The 18,195-nt window shown below is 39.6% G+C and carries 18 protein-coding genes; 17 read left to right on the forward strand and 1 reads right to left on the reverse strand.

The features are described 5' to 3' along the window. From EAF07_RS00820 to EAF07_RS00840, 5 genes are all read left to right on the forward strand, one after another. Positions 1-621 (forward strand): NUDIX hydrolase N-terminal domain-containing protein, encoded by a 621-nt coding sequence (locus EAF07_RS00820; RefSeq protein ID WP_121834401.1) that lies wholly within the window; start codon positions 1-3, stop codon positions 619-621. A gap of 108 nt (positions 622-729) precedes the next feature. After that, on the forward strand, positions 730-1,182 hold the full coding sequence (locus tag EAF07_RS00825) for an 8-oxo-dGTP diphosphatase (protein WP_121834402.1): 453 nt from the start codon (positions 730-732) through the stop codon (positions 1,180-1,182). Between the two features lie 10 nt (positions 1,183-1,192). Then, a complete protein-coding gene (locus EAF07_RS00830) occupies positions 1,193-1,966 on the forward strand; it encodes a TIGR01457 family HAD-type hydrolase (RefSeq protein WP_121834403.1) in 774 nt (257 codons plus the stop codon). After that, positions 1,956-2,570 carry a TIGR01906 family membrane protein gene (locus EAF07_RS00835; RefSeq protein ID WP_121834404.1) on the forward strand — a complete coding sequence of 205 codons (615 nt, stop codon included), beginning with the start codon at positions 1,956-1,958 and terminating at the stop codon, positions 2,568-2,570. The genes EAF07_RS00830 and EAF07_RS00835 overlap by 11 nt, the downstream gene beginning before the upstream one ends. Before the next feature lie 118 nt (positions 2,571-2,688). Further along, on the forward strand, positions 2,689-3,426 hold the full coding sequence (locus EAF07_RS00840) for a glucosaminidase domain-containing protein (RefSeq protein ID WP_245962662.1): 738 nt from the start codon (positions 2,689-2,691) through the stop codon (positions 3,424-3,426). Between the two features lie 128 nt (positions 3,427-3,554). Here the strand turns inward: EAF07_RS00840 and EAF07_RS00845 are convergent, their stop codons facing one another. After that, positions 3,555-3,782: a type II toxin-antitoxin system PemK/MazF family toxin gene (locus tag EAF07_RS00845; protein WP_121834405.1), complete on the reverse strand. Its 228-nt coding sequence runs from the start codon at positions 3,780-3,782 to the stop codon at positions 3,555-3,557. Between the two features lie 784 nt (positions 3,783-4,566). Between EAF07_RS00845 and EAF07_RS00855 the strand changes: the two genes are divergently transcribed. The 12 genes from EAF07_RS00855 (at position 4,567) to recN (ending at position 18,098) form a co-directional block, all read left to right on the forward strand. Next, positions 4,567-6,300: an ABC transporter ATP-binding protein gene (locus EAF07_RS00855; RefSeq protein ID WP_121834406.1), complete on the forward strand. Its 1,734-nt coding sequence runs from the start codon at positions 4,567-4,569 to the stop codon at positions 6,298-6,300. Between the two features lies 1 nt (position 6,301). After that, positions 6,302-8,050 carry an ABC transporter ATP-binding protein gene (locus EAF07_RS00860; RefSeq protein ID WP_121834407.1) on the forward strand — a complete coding sequence of 583 codons (1,749 nt, stop codon included), beginning with the start codon at positions 6,302-6,304 and terminating at the stop codon, positions 8,048-8,050. An 826-nt stretch (positions 8,051-8,876) separates the two neighbouring features. Continuing rightward, entirely contained in the window at positions 8,877-9,587 is a 711-nt protein-coding gene (yycF, locus tag EAF07_RS00870) for a response regulator YycF (RefSeq protein WP_121834409.1), read from the forward strand. After that, positions 9,580-10,950 (forward strand): cell wall metabolism sensor histidine kinase VicK, encoded by a 1,371-nt coding sequence (gene vicK / locus EAF07_RS00875; protein WP_121834410.1) that lies wholly within the window; start codon positions 9,580-9,582, stop codon positions 10,948-10,950. The genes yycF and vicK overlap by 8 nt, the downstream gene beginning before the upstream one ends. Then, a complete protein-coding gene (locus EAF07_RS00880) occupies positions 10,931-11,734 on the forward strand; it encodes an MBL fold metallo-hydrolase (protein WP_245962669.1) in 804 nt (267 codons plus the stop codon). The genes vicK and EAF07_RS00880 overlap by 20 nt, the downstream gene beginning before the upstream one ends. Positions 11,735-12,004: 270 nt before the next feature. Then, on the forward strand, positions 12,005-13,333 hold the full coding sequence (xseA, locus tag EAF07_RS00885; RefSeq protein ID WP_121834411.1) for an exodeoxyribonuclease VII large subunit: 1,329 nt from the start codon (positions 12,005-12,007) through the stop codon (positions 13,331-13,333). Then, a complete protein-coding gene (locus EAF07_RS00890; RefSeq protein WP_183121631.1) occupies positions 13,326-13,805 on the forward strand; it encodes a GNAT family N-acetyltransferase in 480 nt (159 codons plus the stop codon). Before xseA ends, EAF07_RS00890 begins: the two co-directional genes overlap by 8 nt. A gap of 147 nt (positions 13,806-13,952) precedes the next feature. Beyond that, complete coding sequence (locus EAF07_RS00895; RefSeq protein ID WP_121834413.1) at positions 13,953-14,171, forward strand: exodeoxyribonuclease VII small subunit; 219 nt, start codon at positions 13,953-13,955, stop codon at positions 14,169-14,171. Continuing rightward, positions 14,171-15,040, forward strand: coding sequence for a polyprenyl synthetase family protein (locus EAF07_RS00900; RefSeq protein ID WP_121834414.1), 870 nt, complete (start codon positions 14,171-14,173; stop codon positions 15,038-15,040). Before EAF07_RS00895 ends, EAF07_RS00900 begins: the two co-directional genes overlap by 1 nt. Further along, positions 15,033-15,854, forward strand: a complete 822-nt coding sequence (locus tag EAF07_RS00905) for a TlyA family RNA methyltransferase (RefSeq protein WP_121834415.1) — start codon at positions 15,033-15,035, stop codon at positions 15,852-15,854. Before EAF07_RS00900 ends, EAF07_RS00905 begins: the two co-directional genes overlap by 8 nt. Positions 15,855-15,975: 121 nt before the next feature. After that, positions 15,976-16,422, forward strand: a complete 447-nt coding sequence (locus EAF07_RS00910; RefSeq protein WP_121834416.1) for an arginine repressor — start codon at positions 15,976-15,978, stop codon at positions 16,420-16,422. 17 nt (positions 16,423-16,439) lie between these two features. Then, the gene (gene recN, locus EAF07_RS00915) at positions 16,440-18,098 is read left to right on the forward strand and encodes a DNA repair protein RecN (protein ID WP_121834417.1); all 1,659 of its coding nucleotides are present in this window, start codon (positions 16,440-16,442) and stop codon (positions 18,096-18,098) included. Positions 18,099-18,195: the final 97 nt, after the last annotated feature.

Raw genomic sequence — 18,195 nt, forward strand, 5'->3', positions numbered from 1 at the left:
ATGACTGAAAACAACAATTATTTAGACTGGGCAGTTCGATTACAATCCCTAGCCCAAGCAGGACTTGCATATAGTGATAACGTGTTTGACCGAGAACGCTTTGAGGAAATCAGAGACATTGCGGCAAGCATGCTGGTGGAACCGTCAGGTTTACCAAAGGAAGTCGTCAAAGACCTTTTTGCCTCTGATTCGGGATACCAGACCCCTAAAATTGACACCCGCGCAGCTATTTTTCAAAATGATAAAATTCTCTTAGTTCAAGAAAATGACGGGCGATGGAGTTTACCAGGTGGTTGGTGTGACGTTGATCAGTCGGTGATGGAAAATACGATGAAGGAAGCTTTTGAGGAAGCTGGCGCATTAGTGAAGCCGATTCGTCTGGTAGCAGTATTGGACAAGGCTAAAAATAATCCTGCAACAACTGCCGTTCGCGTGATTAAGCACTTTGTCCTTTGTCGCTATATCTGCGGTGACTTCGTGCCAAATAATGAGACACTAGATGCCAAATATTTTGCCTTAGCTGACCTACCAAAGTTGGTTGAAACAAAAGCCACAGCAGCCCAAATCGCCCTCTGTTTTGAAGCAAGTAAGGCTGAGCACTGGGAAACGGTATTTGACTAAGATGACGAAACGCATTAAAAAGAACAAGCAAAAAATAGCCAGAGCAACCATTATTGGTTGGGCGGATGCTTCTACAGAAATCTATGTAATTGGTAAGAAGGAGCAAGAATGTCCAGAGAGGAACGAGTGATTCTGACTAATATGTGCATGATCAGAGATGGTGATAAGATATTGGTTATAGATAAGAAATCTGATAGCTGGCCAGGGATTTGTTTTCCAGGAGGCCATATTGAACCAAATGAGTCTTTTGTTACTTCAACAGTCCGTGAAGTGTATGAAGAGACGGGTTTAGTCGTTTCTGAACTTAAACTGTGTGGACATCAGCAGTTTACCATGCCAGAAGGTTATCGTTATATTGTTTTCTTGTACAAAACGGATACTTTTACTGGACAACTTAAGTCCTCTGAGGAAGGCGATGTTTTCTGGATAAAACGGTCAGAATTAGAACAGTATCAGTTGGCAGATGGTTTCGATGTGATGTTATCCATCTTTGAAAATGACGCATTTTCTGAGAATTATTATTATTTAGAAAATAACAACTGGAAATGGAAAAATTTATAAAGGAGCTAAGATGACATACAAGGGTTATTTAATTGATTTAGACGGAACAATTTATAAAGGGAGTGACCGCATTCCTGCTGGGGAGCAATTTATCCGTGACTTGCAGGCGCGTGAGATTCGCTACATGCTGGTGACCAATAATACCACGCGCACGCCAGAGCAGGTACAAGCCATGCTCCGTGATAAGTTTGAGATTGAGACGCCGCTGGAAACGGTTTATACGGCGACGCTGGCGACGGTTGATTACATGAAAGATGCCAATCTGGGTAATACTGTCTATATCATTGGCGAAGAAGGACTAAAATCAGCCATTTATGAAGCTGGTTTTGTAGAAGATACTGAAAATCCAGCCTTTGTTGTGGTTGGTCTGGACTGGTCAGTTGATTATGAAAAATTTGTGACGGCAACCCTTGCTATACAAAAAGGGGCGCATTTTATCGGTACCAATCCTGACCTCAATATCCCAACTGAGCGTGGGCTTTTACCGGGAGCAGGTTCGCTAATCGCTCTACTTGAAGCAGCGACCCGTGTCAAACCAGCTATTATTGGAAAACCAGAAGCCATCATTATGGACAAGGCATTAGCTCGTCTTGGTGTTGACAAAGCAGAAGCCATTATGGTCGGTGATAATTATCTAACAGACATCATGGCTGGCATCCAAAACGGCATTGATACCCTCCTAGTCTTGACAGGGTTTACGGCCAAAGAAGACGTGCCTACCTTACCGATCGCACCGACACATGTCTTAGAAAGCCTAGCGGAATGGTCATTTGATGAAAACTAGACTCTACGCTTATCTGACCGTCCTTTGGCTTTTGGCAATGGCAGTGCTGGGCACCATTTACGGAGCCTGGCTCCTCTATCCCTTGGAAGTTGATTGGCTGAAACTGACGAATCAAGTCATCATCACTAAAGCAGAGCTGTTGCATAATTTTAATGTTCTTATGGTTTATCTGACCAGTCCCTTTTCACAGGTGCTAGACATGCCAGATTTTCCATCATCAGCGAGTGGGCTCAAACACTTTGCAGATGTGAAACTGCTTTTTCATCTGACACAAGTGATTGCAATTTTAACGACCCTACCTGCTCTGCTATTTTTCAAAAGTAAAGACAACATTTTCCATCAAAAAGTCTTTCTAGGGGCGGCTTTTGTGCCAGTAGTTGTCGGTCTGATGGGAGTGATGATTGGGTTTGAGAATTTCTTTACACTGTTTCATCAGGTTCTGTTCCCAGGGGATAGCTCTTGGCTTTTCAATCCAGCGACTGACCCTATCATCTGGGTTCTACCAGAAACCTTCTTTTTGCATTGCTTTATCCTCTTTTTTGCGCTGTATGAAAGCCTAATGTTAGGACTATTTTTCTGGTGTCGGAAAATCAATAGTTTGTGACCTTGAGTTAGGGTTATGTTAATTCAGTCAACATTTGTCTCTAATTTGTAACATTAAGTGTCTTGTTTGTTTGAGAAAGGTGTTTTATAATACCAATATAGACAATAAGGAGAAAAAGATGCATTTTAACAATAAAGCTCGTAAAGTGAGTAAGAAAGACCCTGTATCAGTAATCATGGCGTTGACATTAAGTGTTTTAGCGGTGTGTCTTTTCGCTTTTGGTAAAAGTCTTACAAAAATTGCAGAGGCAAATGAATATAGTGTTGTTGACTACAGGCAGCAATTTATCAATTCTATTGCAGGTTCAGCTCAAGAATTAGCAAATGCTAATGATTTATACCCATCTGTTATGATTGCGCAAGCTATTCATGAAAGTAACTATGGGTTATCAGGATTAGGAGCTTTCCCATATCACAATCTTTTTGGAATAAAAGGAAGTTACCAAGGTCAAGCTGTCCAAATGGAGACTTGGGAAGATGATGGTGCTGGAAATGCTTATACGATTTTGTCTTATTTCCGTAGCTATCCAAGTTATCATGAATCCTTGCAGGATTATGTTGGTGTTGTCAGACAAGATTACTTTAGTGGAGCGTGGCGTTCAAATACATTGAGCTATGCAGATGCAACGCAAGCCCTAACAGGAACTTATGCGACCGATACAAGTTATGCAAACAAGCTGAATGCTATTATTGAACTGCACAATCTGACACAATATGATACCATGCAAACCTCAAATGGTGAAAGTAGTATGGTTGCTGGTGACTTAGTTTGGAATAACTATCGTCGTCAGTACACCACTCAAGAAACCCTTGATATCGATCATGCTTGGGCGATTCACATTGGTCAAGCGCAATAAAACATAACATAAATCCTAAAAGAGAGTGTGAAGTCACTCTCTTTTTTAGATTAGAAATTCAGTTAGCTCACTTTTGTTAAGTATAAAAAGAGAAATGTGACCTTTTATGATGATTTTTATTGTACCTATTAGTAGTGATCTAACATAATCTTTCCATGTACCGTTTTAGCCGTAGTCAATGTATGATAAGTTGGATAATTTCTTTCAGTCGTTGATATCAGAGCAACAATAGTTAGTCCTCCAAAACGAGTCACCAGATCATGACTTAATGCAATCGCTGGTCGTCTATTCTTCTGTTCATGCCCAATATTGGGATTGAAATCCACATAAAAAATATCACCTTGAGAAATTACCATTGCATCTCATTCCCTTCTGCCCGACCCCAATTAACTTCATTGTGACGAACACCATCATCTTCCCAACCTGCAAATAGCTCCTGTATTGTCCTTGGCTTTTGAATTTCAGGAGTTAGAATGATTGATTTATCTTTTACAGATACAGCAAATTTTTGATTATCATCACCATTTAATAATTTTAAAATACTTGATGGAACTCTTGTTGCTTTCGAGTTTCCTCACTGTGCTAATGTGGTATATTCTTGTACTACTGATGGCATAATGTGCTCCTCCTATTTCATAGGATATCCTTTGTAGATACTTCTGTCAAGAAATTATGATAATCACTCTATTGCTTTAGATTTGAAGGCTAGAGGTGTCACCAAAGTCGAGGAAGCAATATCTAAACAGGAGTTGAAAGATATACTGGATAAGTATAAGCTACTTTTCGATTTAGCCTAGTTGCCTAGTCTAATTTTGTCAAAAAACGAAAAAAAATCTTTACAAAAAAATGAAATTATGCTAGACTGATAACATATTTATGAAAGGAGAATATAACAATGAACAACGTATTCACACAAAAAGTTAATAAAGCTCTCCTTTCTAGTCAGTCTCGTTAGTTTATTTTTTGTTGTAAAAAAAAACTAAAGGCCTATGGGAGGAGTTTGTCCATAGGTCTTTTTGTGTGTCTTGAAATCAATACCAAGAAAGAAAAATGATGTAGGTGGAGAAAATGTAGTAGATAGACTTTTTAGGTTAGAAAAAATAGTTAGTTTATATAAAGAAAAATATTTTGGGAGAAAATATGTTTAAGTTAGTTGGAAAATATATTAAAGACCACAAGTGGCTTTATGTCTTAGTAGGTCTTGTCTTGATTATTTACGATGCCAGTCTGGTGGTTCCAACTCAGATTATTCAACGATTGATTGATTTGATGACGACAGGAAGTCTGACAAAAAGTAATCTTTGGTTGAATATCGGGATTCTGGTTGGAGCCACAGTGGTAAGTTATGTGACAGCCTTCTTTTGGAGTTTGAAAATCTTTCAGCAGGCCAGTCGATTTAAGTTTGATTTGCAGCAAAATGCCTTTAAAAAATTAGTTTCCATGCGGACGCCATTTTACGAAAAATTCCGATCAGGCGATATGATGACTCGTTTCTCTTCTGATGTGGAGATGTTACAAGATTTGGTGGGCTATGGTTTAATGACGGTCTTGTATGCCGGTGGGATGCTACTCTTTATCATTCCAGTCATGTTTGCCATGTCTTGGCAGATTACTTTTGCTGCCCTCTTACCAGTCATTATCTTATCATCAGCCATTTATTTTATCAGTAGGAAAACAGATAGCCTTTTTGATGATAATCGTGAGGCGGTGGCAAATCTGAGTAATGAGGTGGTGGAGGCCATCGAGGGTGTTCGTGTCATGCGTGCTTACAGTCGTAAGGATTTGCAGGCGACCCGTTTTCGTCAGAAAACACAGGATTTGGTTGACCGAGAAAATCGCTTGGTGCGCGTCACGGCACTTTACAACCCTATCTATACCCTCATGTTTGGAGCAACGACTTTGGTTACCCTGCTTTTAGGAACAACATTTGTTGCAGATGGCAGTATGACGGTTGGTCAAGTGTTAGCCATGCAGCTTTATACGGTCTCATTGACAGAACCGATTTCCATGCTTTCAGAGCTTGTTTTGGTTTACCAGACAGGACGGACCTCTTTCGAGAAATTACAGGGCTTGATTGAGACCAGTGATGATATGGAAGCTGATGGTGAGTTAGAAGCGCAAGCCTTTGAAGTGGCTCACTTTAAAGATTACAGTTTTACCTATCCTCAGGCAACACATGCTAGCCTTAACAGCGTCAGCTTTTCCCTTAAAAAAGGACAGACGCTTGGTATTGTCGGCAAGACTGGGTCAGGTAAGACGACTCTGGTGCGCCAGTTTCTCCGTCAATACCCTGTTGGTTCTGGTGGTTTTGGGTTAAATGGCAGAGCAATCACTGAGTACGCTCGGAAAAGTGTAGAGGGGCTGATTGGCTATGTGCCACAGGAACACATCCTCTTTTCACGGTCTGTTGGTGAAAACATTGCTATGGGGAAACCGAATGCTGATGAGAATGCCATTCATCAGGCTATTGAAACAGCAGCCTTTACAGAGGATTTGGAGCGTATGTCAAATGGCCTAGCCACAACCATTGGTGAACGTGGGGTGTCTATATCAGGTGGTCAGAAGCAACGGATTTCCCTAGCGCGTGCCTTTATCAAGGACCCAGAACTCTTGATTTTAGATGATTCATTATCAGCTGTTGATGCGAGAACGGAGAAAAAAATCATTCAAAATATCCAGAAAGAGCGTGCTGGTAAGACTAATATTATCGTTACCCACCGATTATCTGCGGTACAACATGCTGACTGGGTGTTGGTTCTGGAAGATGGTCGTATTGTCGAAGAGGGGACCCCAGATGACCTTATTCAATTAGGTGGCTGGTATTTTGAACAATACCAACGTCAGCAAGCACAAGGGATAGAAGAGGAGGTGTAAAATGAAGACGATATTAAACTTAATGAAGCAATTAACCGTTGTGAAAGGTCTTTTTGCACTTGGTGTTGTTATGCTTTTGCTAGCAACAGCGGTCAGTCAATTATCACCCCTAGTTTTGCAACAAGTCATTGATAGTAGTTTAACAGTTCTTGACCAAGGTAAGGTTATCAACCAAGCGCTTTTTATGAAGTATATGGCCCTCTATGCTGGTCTTACAGTATTGTCGTTATTTCTTTACTATTTTGACCGATACATTTTTAGTCGCTGTGCCTTTTTAGTGACGGCTCACTTGCGTAATCAAGCTTTTGATAAAATGCAGCGGCTACCGATTTCTTATTTCGATGATAAGCCTGCTGGGAAAATCGCGACACGGATTGTCAATGATACCGAAACGCTACGCAATCAATTCTATAGCAATCTGTTGACCATGATTTTTCTCAATATCATTCGGATTATTGCCATCTACGTGATTTTAATTCGATTGGATGTGACGATTGGTCTTTACATGCTTATTTTAATTCCTCTTTTTTATGGGTTACAGGTGTTGTATGGGCGAGCGACTAATAAACCGATGAAGGATTTCTATGATGCCCGAAGTGAGGTCAATACTCAGGTCAACGAAACGATGAACGGAGCGAGTCTCATTCAACTTTACCACCAGGAAGAAAAGGTTTTGGAAGATTTTAACAAGACTTCTGGGAAAATGTTGGCGGCAGATAATCGCATGCATCTGGTCAATTCAACAGCGTCCTGGACACTGACAGAATTTGCCAAGTACATGGTGATTTCAGGTGTTCTAACAGTGGTTGGCTATCAATTTTTAGGTGGAAATCTAGGAGTCACCCCTGGTCGTCTCTTTGTCTATATCAACTATATTACGACATTATTTGATTTGTTGGGAATGTTGGTGAGACAGCTACCCAACATCCATCGTTCACTGGAGACAGGACGCCGTGTCCTTGATTTATTGGAAGAACAAGAAGAAGCAGATGGTGACGCTCAGCTATTTGTCCAAGAGGGGGACGTCGTCTTTGACCATGTAACCTTTGCTTATGAGGAAGGAAAAGCGGTGCTTCGTGATATTGCCATTCATGCTAAGGCGGGTGAGACAGTTGCCTTGGTTGGGCATACAGGTTCAGGAAAATCGTCTATCATGAATCTCCTCTATCGTTTTTATGACCCACAAGAAGGAAAGGTTCTGATTGACGGACAGGATATTCGTCATTTTTCACGTGAAAGTCTCAGGAGCTATATGGGAATTGTGTTGCAGGATCCGTATCTTTTCACAGGAACCATTGCTAGTAATGTGTCCATGGAAAATAAAGGGTTATCTGATGAAGCGATTTTAGCCAGTCTTGAAAAGGTTGGAGCAAAAGACATGGTGGAGCGATTAGATAAAGGTATCCACGAGCCAGTAGTTGAAAAAGGCTCTGCCTTCTCATCAGGAGAGCGTCAGTTGATTGCTTTTGCTAGAACCTTGATTACGGACCCTAAAATTTTAATTTTAGACGAAGCAACCTCGCACATTGATACCGAGACAGAAGAAGTCATTCAACGTGCAATGGATATCGTTAAAGAAGGACGGACAACCTTTATTATCGCCCACCGGCTTTCAACCATTCAAAATGCAGACCAAATTCTTGTCTTGGATGCAGGTCAGATTATTGAACGTGGAACCCATGCCGAGCTCTTGGCACTAGGTGGCCGTTATGCTGAAATGCATAAAATCCAGCAAAGAGTATCAGTTTAATCCATTTATTATAGAAGCAGATTCCACCAATGGGGTCTGTTTTTTTGATTGTTATAAAATTATAATTTTGATTTTTAACGAGTAATATTCTAAACTGAAGTGCTATGTCAATAAACCTAATCCTATATGAAAAGAGTATAATGCAAGTAGAAAGAGGTGAGTGAGAATGTTATCTCAAAATAGGGTATCTTTATTTCAAACTATTTTACAAATCATCTATTTAGTTGCGGTTATTTACTATTTATTTAACGGGGACATTCTTTTTGATTTTGTTATTATCGCTACTGGGATAGGAGCATTTTTCTCGCCTATCACTTACTTTGTACTTATCGGGGTCGGAGTTTTTACAGATTATAACATAAAGCCTAATACCATTTAATTTGATTTATGAATACAAGCACCTATTTGAGGTGTTTTTATTTTGTGATCAAAATTTAGAAATAAAAAACTCATGGCACACCTTTGGGTGAAATGCGGATTGATTTAGAGCCGGATAGTTGCAGTTTTACAGTTAGCAGGAGGACTAAAAGCTGAGGCTAAGGTATTAGATGAGATTTAAAAAAAGGTAACAACATGCTCTTATTATCAAATGAGCAAAAAACATTACTTAAAACCATGACGATGCAAGGAGAAGTTATTGAAAAGTTAAATACTAATTTTGATAAGATAGAACTGTGCTCTAAGTAAAAGCTATCAAGTGGCGATAATGCTATAATAACGTGTCACTATATTTAGAATTAAAAGCGGAAAGTTTCTATTTATGGACAAATTTGCTATAATAGTCGCAGATATGAGAACAAACCTAAAAGAAAGGTCAATGTAACCAATGAAAAAAATTCTTATTGTTGATGATGAAAAACCAATTTCAGACATCATTAAATTTAATTTATCGAAGGAAGGCTATGAAGTCGTTATGGCTTTCGATGGACGAGAAGCCCTTGCGCAATTTGCAGCGGAGGATCCTGACTTAATTATTTTGGATTTGATGTTGCCAGAGCTAGATGGACTTGAAGTTGCCAAAGAAGTGCGTAAAACAAGTCATATTCCTATTATCATGCTTTCTGCAAAAGATAGCGAGTTTGACAAGGTCATTGGATTGGAAATTGGTGCAGATGATTATGTGACCAAGCCCTTTTCAAATCGTGAATTGTTAGCACGTGTGAAAGCTCACTTGCGTCGTACAGAAAACATTGAACTTGCTCTTGCTGATGAAAATGCTTCGGAAAAATCGAGTCTTTTGAAAATTGGTGAGCTAGAAATTTTACCAGATGCTTATGTGGCACATAAGCGTGGTCAAGAACTGGAGTTGACTCACCGGGAGTTCGAATTATTATTCCACTTGGCGACTCATATTGGGCAAGTGATGACGCGTGAACATCTCCTAGAGACAGTTTGGGGCTACGATTACTTTGGAGATGTGCGTACTGTTGACGTAACCGTGCGACGTCTGCGTGAAAAAATTGAGGATATTCCTAGTCGTCCAGAGTACATCTTAACCCGCCGTGGTGTTGGCTATTATATGAAAGCATATGACTAATTTAACAGATAATTTAGGAATTTTTGAGAGTTTTCTTTTACTCCTTTTGGGAATAACGGCGACATATCTCTTGTACGGTGCCTATCGTGATTATAGGCAGGCAAAGATTATTCGTCAGTTGACTGAAAATGTTTACGCCCTGATTGATGGGGAGTATTCAGATATTTTGGACGTTGCAGCTGATTCGGATTTAGAAGATCTTGCCAATAGTCTCAGTGATTTGTCTGAGGTGGTTCGCTTGACTCACGGTAATTTATCACAGGAAAGAGACCGTCTTTCTAGCCTTTTAGCTTATATGACTGATGGGGTTTTAGCGACTGACCGTGGTGGTAAAATTGTCACGATTAATGAAACTGCTCAAAAACAGCTTAATTTAACTGCTGAGCAAGCCTTGAAGATGACCATCCTAGATATTCTTGGGAGTGATAATCCTTATTCTTACCATGATTTGGTTGTTAAAACACCGAATATTTTGATTAATCGCCGAAATGAATTTGGGGAATTCATGACGTTACGTTTTCGTTTTGCCTTAAACCGTCGAGAGTCTGGTTTTATTTCGGGATTAGTTGTGGTGTTGCACGATGTTACAGAACAAGAAAAAGAAGAGCGTGAACGTCGTCTTTTTGTATCAAATGTTAGTCACGAGTTGCGCACGCCATTAACTTCGGTAAAATCGTATTTAGAGGCTCTTGATGAAGGGGCTCTAAAAGATGATGTTGCTCCGCAATTTATCAAAGTATCCTTAGACGAGACTAACCGTATGATGCGTATGATTACTGACCTTCTTAACCTTTCTAGAATTGATAATGGTGCGGTGCAGTTAGAAGTAGAAATGACAAATTTTACAGCTTTTATGACGTCAATTTTGAATCGCTTTGATAAAGTTAAAAGTCAGCATACAACATCTGATAAGAATTTTGAGATTGTTCGTGACTATCCCTTGACATCTGTTTGGATGGAGATTGATAATGACAAAATGACACAGGTTATTGAAAATATTTTAAATAATGCAATCAAGTATTCACCTGATGGTGGGCAGATTAAGGTGAGTATGAAAACCACGGATAGTCAGTTAATTGTTTCTATTACAGACCAAGGATTAGGCATTCCTAAAAAGGATTTGCCGTTGATTTTTGACCGCTTTTATCGCGTTGATAAAGCCAGAAGTCGTGCTCAAGGTGGAACAGGTTTAGGTCTATCAATTGCTAAAGAAATTGTGAAACAACACCAAGGTTTCATTTGGGCTAAAAGTGAGGAAGGTAAGGGGTCAACCTTTACAATTGTTTTGCCTTATGACAAAGAAGTTCTAGAATTGGATGAATGGGAGGATTACGAAGACAATGGTGATGGAAAAGGGGTTTAAGTATAGTATCCTTGCTTCAGGTTCTAGCGGGAATTCCTTTTACTTAGAAACCCCAAAGAAACGTATTTTAGTCGATGCTGGTCTCTCTGGTAAGAAAATTGTGAGTTTACTTGATGAAATTGACCGAAAACCAGAGGATTTAGACGCTATTTTAGTAACACATGAGCATAAAGATCATATCCACGGTGTCGGTGTTTTAGCCCGTAAATATAATTTAGACGTTTATGCTAATAGTAAGACTTGGCAGGCCATGGACAAGATGCTAGGTAAACTGGATGTGAGTCAAAAGCATATTTTTGAGACAGGAAAGGTGCTTACATTTGACGATATAGATATCGAGAGTTTTGCTGTTAGTCACGATGCTGTAGCTCCGCAATTTTACCGTTTCATGAAAGATGACAAGAGTTTTGTCATGTTGACAGATACGGGTTATGTTTCCGATCGGATGTCAGGGATTATTGAAAATGCTGACGCCTATCTCATTGAAGCCAACCATGATATTGAAATATTGAGAGCAGGCTCATATCCTTGGTCAACAAAGCAGCGCATCTTATCAGATTATGGGCATTTATCAAATGAAGCTGGAGCACAGGCCATGATTGATAGTCTGGGTAACAGAACGCAAAAAATTTATCTGGGGCATTTATCTAAAGAAAATAACATCAAAGAATTAGCTCACCTGACTGTTAAAAATAATCTTGCACAGGCAGATATTGATGTTGAACGTACGGTTAAAATTTTAGATACTTCTCCAGATACTGCAACTCCGTTGACTCAGATTTAGATTTTTTGCACGATATAACTAATTGAGGATTGGATATTTTAGATTCCATCCTCTTTTACTTAGAAAAGCGTAAAAACAAAATGACCTCTGGATAACTATATTTAAACTATTTTTGGTATAATTGTTAAAGTATACAAATGTGATTATTGAGTGATTAACTTCCAAACGTATCATTATTTGTTTTTAAGAAGATAGTATGATAAAAGTAAAACTTGATAGGGATAACAACTGACGATAGTGTCACTATAGATTTGAAAGAAAGGAAGAGCGTTGACAGATTATTTATCGGTCACTAATTTGACCAAATATCTTAAAATGAAGATTGACCGTGACCCTTATTTGGAGCGAGTCTACTTGACAGGTCAGGTCTCTAACTTTCGTAGACGACCAAATCACCAGTATTTTTCCCTCAAGGATGAGGGTGCAGTTATTCAAGCGACCATGTGGGGCGGTATTTACAAAAAACTTGGCTTTGACCTTGAAGAAGGCATGAAAGTCAATGTTATTGGTCGCATTGAACTTTATCCGCCAAGCGGCTCTTACTCCATTATTATTGAAAAGGCAGAGCCGGATGGTGTTGGTGCTTTAGCTGTTCAATTTGAGCAACTCAAGAAAAAATTATCTGAAGCTGGCTATTTTGATGATCGCCATAAACAAGCTCTGCCACAATTTGTCAAAAAAATTGGTGTCATTACCAGTCCAAGTGGTGCTGTGATCCGAGATATCATTACGACAGTAAGCAGACGGTTTCCAGGTGTTGAGATTTTACTTTTTCCAACCAAGGTTCAAGGGGAGGGAAGTGCTCATGAAGTGGCAACAAATATTGCTAAGGCAAATGAACGAAGTGACCTTGATTTGCTGATTGTTGGTCGTGGTGGTGGCTCTATTGAAGATCTCTGGTCTTTCAATGAAGAGATCGTCGTTCAAGCGATTTTTGAGTCCAGATTGCCAGTGATATCTTCTGTGGGCCACGAGACTGATACGACTTTGGCAGACTTTGTCGCCGATCGCAGAGCAGCTACTCCAACAGCAGCAGCCGAGCTAGCAACCCCTGTAACAAAATCGGATATTGTGTCATGGCTTGCAGAGCGACAAAATAGGGCTTATCAAGCGACACTACGGCGTATTCAATTTAATCAGGAGCGTGTGTTAAAACTGTCAAACTCTGTTATTTTCAGACAGCCAGAACGTCTTTATGACGGCTATGTGCAGAAATTGGATAAATTAACGACGAGATTAGTCACAAAAACTGAAAATCAATTGAACCAAGCTCAGCAGAAATCAGCTTTGATAAACCAGCGTTTATTGGCGGTGGACTTGAAAGGTAGACTCACCAGTTATTATGAGCGCTTGGCCGTTCAGGAACGACTTCTCAAGTCTCACATGACCAACCAGTACGATAGCAAGTTATCTCGATTTGAAAAGGCACAAGATGCGCTTTTGTCACTGGATACCAATAGAATTATTGCGCGTGGCTATGCAATGGTTCAAAAAAATCATCAGATAGTTGCGAGTAGTAAGGAAGTTAGTAAAGGTGATACCCTTAATGTTCTCATGAAAGATGGGCAGCTGGAAGTTGAGGTTGTTGATATTGTCTAAGATTCATTTAGAAAGATATGACATCAATAGCCATGGAGACCTATCGGATTATCAGCTTTGTGATACGACCTTTACAGCTCATCCAAGAGAGGCAATTGAAGACTGTTTAATGGAGTCGTCACGTCAACCTGTTATCGTGCTTAATGAAAATCAGATCGTGGGTTATTTTACCTTGCATTTTGAGGGTGGTCCGGAAACTTACGGATATGACAGCACTAAGCGAGTGCTTTTAAGAGCGTTGTCCATTGATGATAGATACCGTCGTAAGGGTTACAGCAGTCAGGCCATGTTACTGATTTTCGATTTTATTGAAGATGTTTTAGGTAGGGTGTGTGACAGTCTTATATTAGCCGTCAATGTAGCTAATATCCCAGCTCAAGCGATGTATGAGCAGTTAGGATTTAAACGATTGCGGGAAGATTTTCCAGGTCGATTTGGAAACTTAATCATTATGGAAAAGGATAATGATTAAGGATTTCGATAGAATTATTAGAAAGGAAATGTCAGTTTAGTATTCTAAACTGACTGTGGGTAGGTTTTTCAATGATGAAATACCATATGTGCTTAATGCGATGTGTTATGGATTTCATTTTATTGACGATATCCGAAATTGTAAATAATGCCAAGCAAGAAAAAAACATTTGAAGAAAATTTACAAGAATTAGAAGCTATTGTGGCCAAGCTAGAAAATGGTGATGTCGCCTTGGAAGAGGCTATCGCCGAGTTTCAAAAAGGAATGGTCTTGTCAAAGGATTTACAACAGACGCTTGCTCAGGCTGAAAAAACCTTGGTCAAGGTCATGCAGGCTGATGGTTCAGAAAAGGAATTTGATGCCTAATGGATAAGTTGCAAGGCATAGATCAGGCGATTTATCGCTATTACCGTAGTCGAAAGGTTATTTCAGAAGAGTTGATTGCCAGTATTCTTTACTCGATTGATTCTGGCGGGAAGAGAATTCGTCCCTTAATCATGCTAGAAATCCTAGAAGGTTTTGGAGTTAAGTTAAATGACAGTCATTTTGATGTGGCGGCAGCTGTTGAGATGATTCACACGGGTTCCCTCATCCATGATGACCTACCAGCTATGGATAATGACGATTACCGTCGAGGTAGACTAACCAATCATAAAAAGTTTAATGAAGCGACAGCTATCTTGGCAGGCGATTCTCTTTTTTTGGATCCCTTTGGTTTGATTGCGGAGACAAATTTATCTGCTGAGATTAAGATTCAATTGGTTTCGGAGTTGTCCTATAGTTCAGGAACCTTTGGTATGGTTGGTGGGCAAATGCTAGATATGTTAGGTGAGGAGGCGCAGCTTTCTTTAGAAGACCTACAAACGATTCATGCTAATAAAACGGGAAAATTATTGGCTTTTCCTTTTGTAGCAGCTGGGATAATAGCAGAGCAGTCAAGCGTTGTTGTGACTGATTTACAGACAGCGGGTGAGTTAATTGGTCTTGCTTTTCAAGTCCGTGATGACATTTTAGACGTGACGGCGACGTTTGAGGAAATCGGTAAGACACCGCAAAAAGACTTGTTGGCTGAAAAATCTACCTACCCAGCCCTTCTAGGTTTAGAAAAATCTTATGCGATTTTAAATGAGAGTCTGGAGAAAGCGCAAGCCATTTTCCAAAAACTCCAAGAAAATCAAGGATTTAATCCACAAAATATCCAAGAAATAATAGAAAGGTTGCGACTTCATGCCTAAGGAAAGAGTAGATGTCCTAGCGCACAAACAAGGACTTTTTGAGACGCGAGAACAGGCCAAGCGTGGTGTTATGGCAGGTCTTGTGGTCAATGTCATCAATGGTGAGCGCTATGATAAACCCGGTGAAAAAATTGATGATAGCACTGAGTTAAAACTCAAAGGTGAAAAGCTCAAGTATGTCAGTCGGGGCGGTTTGAAACTTGAGAAGGCGCTTGACGTTTTTGGTATTTCAGTTGAAGGTGCAACAACCATTGATATTGGTGCGTCGACAGGTGGTTTTACGGATGTCATGCTTCAAAGCGGTGCGAAATTGGTTTACGCAGTAGATGTTGGTACCAATCAATTGGTCTGGAAATTGCGTAATGATGAGCGCGTGCGTTCTATGGAGCAATACAATTTCCGTTATGCTGAATTGTCTGATTTCACAGAAGGGCAACCGACTTTTGCGTCAATAGATGTCAGTTTCATATCATTGAATTTGATTTTACCGGCTCTTCATAAAGTATTAGCAGAAGGTGGTCAAGTGGTTGCTCTTATTAAACCTCAATTTGAAGCAGGACGTGAACAAATTGGTAAAAATGGGATTATCAAGGATCAGACGGTTCACGAAAAAGTTTTAGGAACAGTGACACATTTTGCCGTTAATTACGGATTTACTGTTAAAGGCCTTGATTTTTCACCGATCCAAGGTGGTCATGGCAATATTGAATTTTTAGCCCATTTGGAAAAAGCTGCTGACGCAAACAATCTTGTTAGCTCAGCCATTTCTCAAGTGGTTATACAAGCACATGATGCTTTTAAAGCATCCCTATAAATGAAGAAAGGAATATTTAGTCAAAAACACTGACTAAATCAGAGCTAAGTGCATTGAAAATGGTGATAGATTTATAAAACTCATCTTTTTCTCTGGCTATAAAGCTCTGCAAATGATACTTATGAAAAAAAATGAACGTTTAGAATTAATTAAAAAAATTATTTTATCGAATGAAATTGAAACACAGCATGAATTGTTATCTTTTTTAGAAAAAGAAGGTTTGACACCGACTCAAGCTACCATTTCACGTGATATGAATGAAATTGGTATCGTCAAAGTACCATCAAAATCAGGACGTTACGTTTATGGATTATCAACGAGCAAGGCAGCAGTCATTGTTCCTCAACCGTTAAACTTATCTGCTATTATTTTAGAAATTTCACGTTTGAAAAACATGCTCAATATTGAGGTTGTTCCAGGTAATAGCCGTTTATTGAAACGCCATATTTTAAATGAATTTTCAGATCAAATTTTTAGCTTGGTTGCTGATGATGATAGCCTTCTTCTCGTTGCTCCAACGGATGCTACGGCAGAAGCTCTTCAAAAACGTATTAGCAGCTGGACTTAATCAAATAAGGAGTGGCTATGTTATTAGAAATTGCCATCAGAAACTTTGCCATCATTGAAGAAATTTCGCTCAATTTTGAGAAGGGAATGACCGTGCTGACTGGTGAGACAGGGGCAGGGAAATCCATCATTATTGATGCCATGAATCTGATGTTAGGTTCTCGTGCTAGCACAGAAGTCATCCGTTATGGAGCGCCAAAAGCAGAGATAGAAGGTCTCTTTTCAGTGGACCAAAATACTGCACTAACACAACTCTTAGAAGATAATGGGATTGAAGTGACCGATGAACTCATTATCCGCCGTGAGATTTTGCAAAATGGCCGTAGCATTAGCCGTATCAATGGTTCCTTAGTTAATTTGACGACACTTAAGGCTGTTGGGCAACATTTGGTGGACATTCATGGTCAACATGACCAAGAAGAATTGATGAAACCAGCCTTACATGGTCACTTGCTAGATGCTTTTGGCGATGATGAGTTTGTGGCGCTCAAAAAATCCTACCAAGAGATTTTTGATCGCTATAAAACTTTGCGTAAGGCAGTTGTGACTAAACAAAAAAATGAGCAGGAGCACAAGGCGCGCATTGAGATGTTAGAGTTTCAATTGGCTGAACTTGAAGCTGCCAATCTTGTCTCTGGCGAGGATCAAGCGCTCAATCAAGAACGCGATAAACTGCTCAATCATAAAAACATTGCAGACACATTGACCAATGCCTTTGTCATGTTAGATAATGATGACTTTTCCAGCCTGTCTAACGTCCGTTCAGCAATGAATGATTTGATGAGTTTGGAAGAATTTGACTTGGAATACAAGGAGCTTTCTAGCAGTCTTTCGGAAGCCTATTACGTTATGGAAGAAGTGACTAAGCGTCTTGGAACCATTATTGATGATTTGGATTTTGATGCCGGTCGCTTACAGGCAATTGAACAACGTTTAGATGTGATATACAGCATCACTAGAAAATACGGTGGCTCAGTTGATGATGTCTTAGATTATTTGGCTAATATTAGTTCAGAGTATAGTCTTTTAACTGGTCAAGGGCAATCTTCAGATGACATGGAACGTGAACTTAAGGTGCTAGAAAAAGAGTTGGTCTCAACAGCGGCACAATTGAGCCAAGAAAGACATACTCTAGCAGTTGCTCTCCAAGATGAAATCAAGTCAGAACTTAAAGACCTTTATATGGAAAAAGCGGAGTTTCAGGTCCAATTTATCAAAAGTAAATTTAATCGCGAAGGAAATGAAACTGTCGAATTTTACATTTCAACAAATCCTGGTGAAGGGTTCAAGCCTTTGGTTAAGGTTGCGTCTGGTGGAGAATTATCTCGTCTCATGCTAGCCATAAAATCAGCCTTTTCAAGAAGAGAAGATAAGACAAGTATTGTATTTGATGAAGTAGACACAGGGGTGTCAGGTCGTGTTGCGCAGGCTATTGCCCAAAAAATTCATAAAATTGGTCGCCACGGTCAAGTTTTGGCGATTTCCCATCTCCCACAGGTGATTGCTATCGCTGATTATCAGTTCTTTATTGAAAAGCAGAGCGATGATACCAAGACTGTTTCAACAGTGCGTCTACTGACGCCAGAAGAACGTGTTGAAGAAATCGCTAAAATGTTAGCAGGAGATGATGTGACAGAAACTGCTCGCATTCAAGCAAGAGAATTATTAAAACTTTAGAAAACTAAAAGAGGTTGAATTGTTTAGACCTCTTTTATCAATTTTCTGAGCAATTTTGCTATAATATTACCATTAAGATTAAAAAGGATAACGTGTA

Source organism: Streptococcus hillyeri, assembly GCF_003686955.1.
GTDB lineage: Bacteria > Bacillota > Bacilli > Lactobacillales > Streptococcaceae > Streptococcus > Streptococcus hillyeri.

Bases quoted from the DNA above. Each gene is read 5' to 3' on its own strand.
- EAF07_RS00855 (WP_121834406.1), top strand. From the start codon at position 4,567: ATGTTTAAGTTAGTTGGAAAATATATTAAAGACCACAAGTGGCTTTAT.
- EAF07_RS00825 (WP_121834402.1), top strand. From the start codon at position 730: ATGTCCAGAGAGGAACGAGTGATTCTGACTAATATGTGCATGATCAGA.
- EAF07_RS00840 (WP_245962662.1), top strand. From the start codon at position 2,689: ATGCATTTTAACAATAAAGCTCGTAAAGTGAGTAAGAAAGACCCTGTA.
- EAF07_RS00905 (WP_121834415.1), top strand. From the start codon at position 15,033: ATGCCTAAGGAAAGAGTAGATGTCCTAGCGCACAAACAAGGACTTTTT.
- EAF07_RS00820 (WP_121834401.1), top strand. From the start codon at position 1: ATGACTGAAAACAACAATTATTTAGACTGGGCAGTTCGATTACAATCC.
- EAF07_RS00830 (WP_121834403.1), top strand. From the start codon at position 1,193: ATGACATACAAGGGTTATTTAATTGATTTAGACGGAACAATTTATAAA.
- vicK (WP_121834410.1), top strand. From the start codon at position 9,580: ATGACTAATTTAACAGATAATTTAGGAATTTTTGAGAGTTTTCTTTTA.
- EAF07_RS00900 (WP_121834414.1), top strand. From the start codon at position 14,171: ATGGATAAGTTGCAAGGCATAGATCAGGCGATTTATCGCTATTACCGT.
- yycF (WP_121834409.1), top strand. From the start codon at position 8,877: ATGAAAAAAATTCTTATTGTTGATGATGAAAAACCAATTTCAGACATC.
- EAF07_RS00845 (WP_121834405.1), bottom strand. From the start codon at position 3,782: ATGGTAATTTCTCAAGGTGATATTTTTTATGTGGATTTCAATCCCAAT.
- EAF07_RS00835 (WP_121834404.1), top strand. From the start codon at position 1,956: ATGAAAACTAGACTCTACGCTTATCTGACCGTCCTTTGGCTTTTGGCA.
- EAF07_RS00860 (WP_121834407.1), top strand. From the start codon at position 6,302: ATGAAGACGATATTAAACTTAATGAAGCAATTAACCGTTGTGAAAGGT.
- EAF07_RS00895 (WP_121834413.1), top strand. From the start codon at position 13,953: ATGCCAAGCAAGAAAAAAACATTTGAAGAAAATTTACAAGAATTAGAA.
- EAF07_RS00910 (WP_121834416.1), top strand. From the start codon at position 15,976: ATGAAAAAAAATGAACGTTTAGAATTAATTAAAAAAATTATTTTATCG.
- recN (WP_121834417.1), top strand. From the start codon at position 16,440: ATGTTATTAGAAATTGCCATCAGAAACTTTGCCATCATTGAAGAAATT.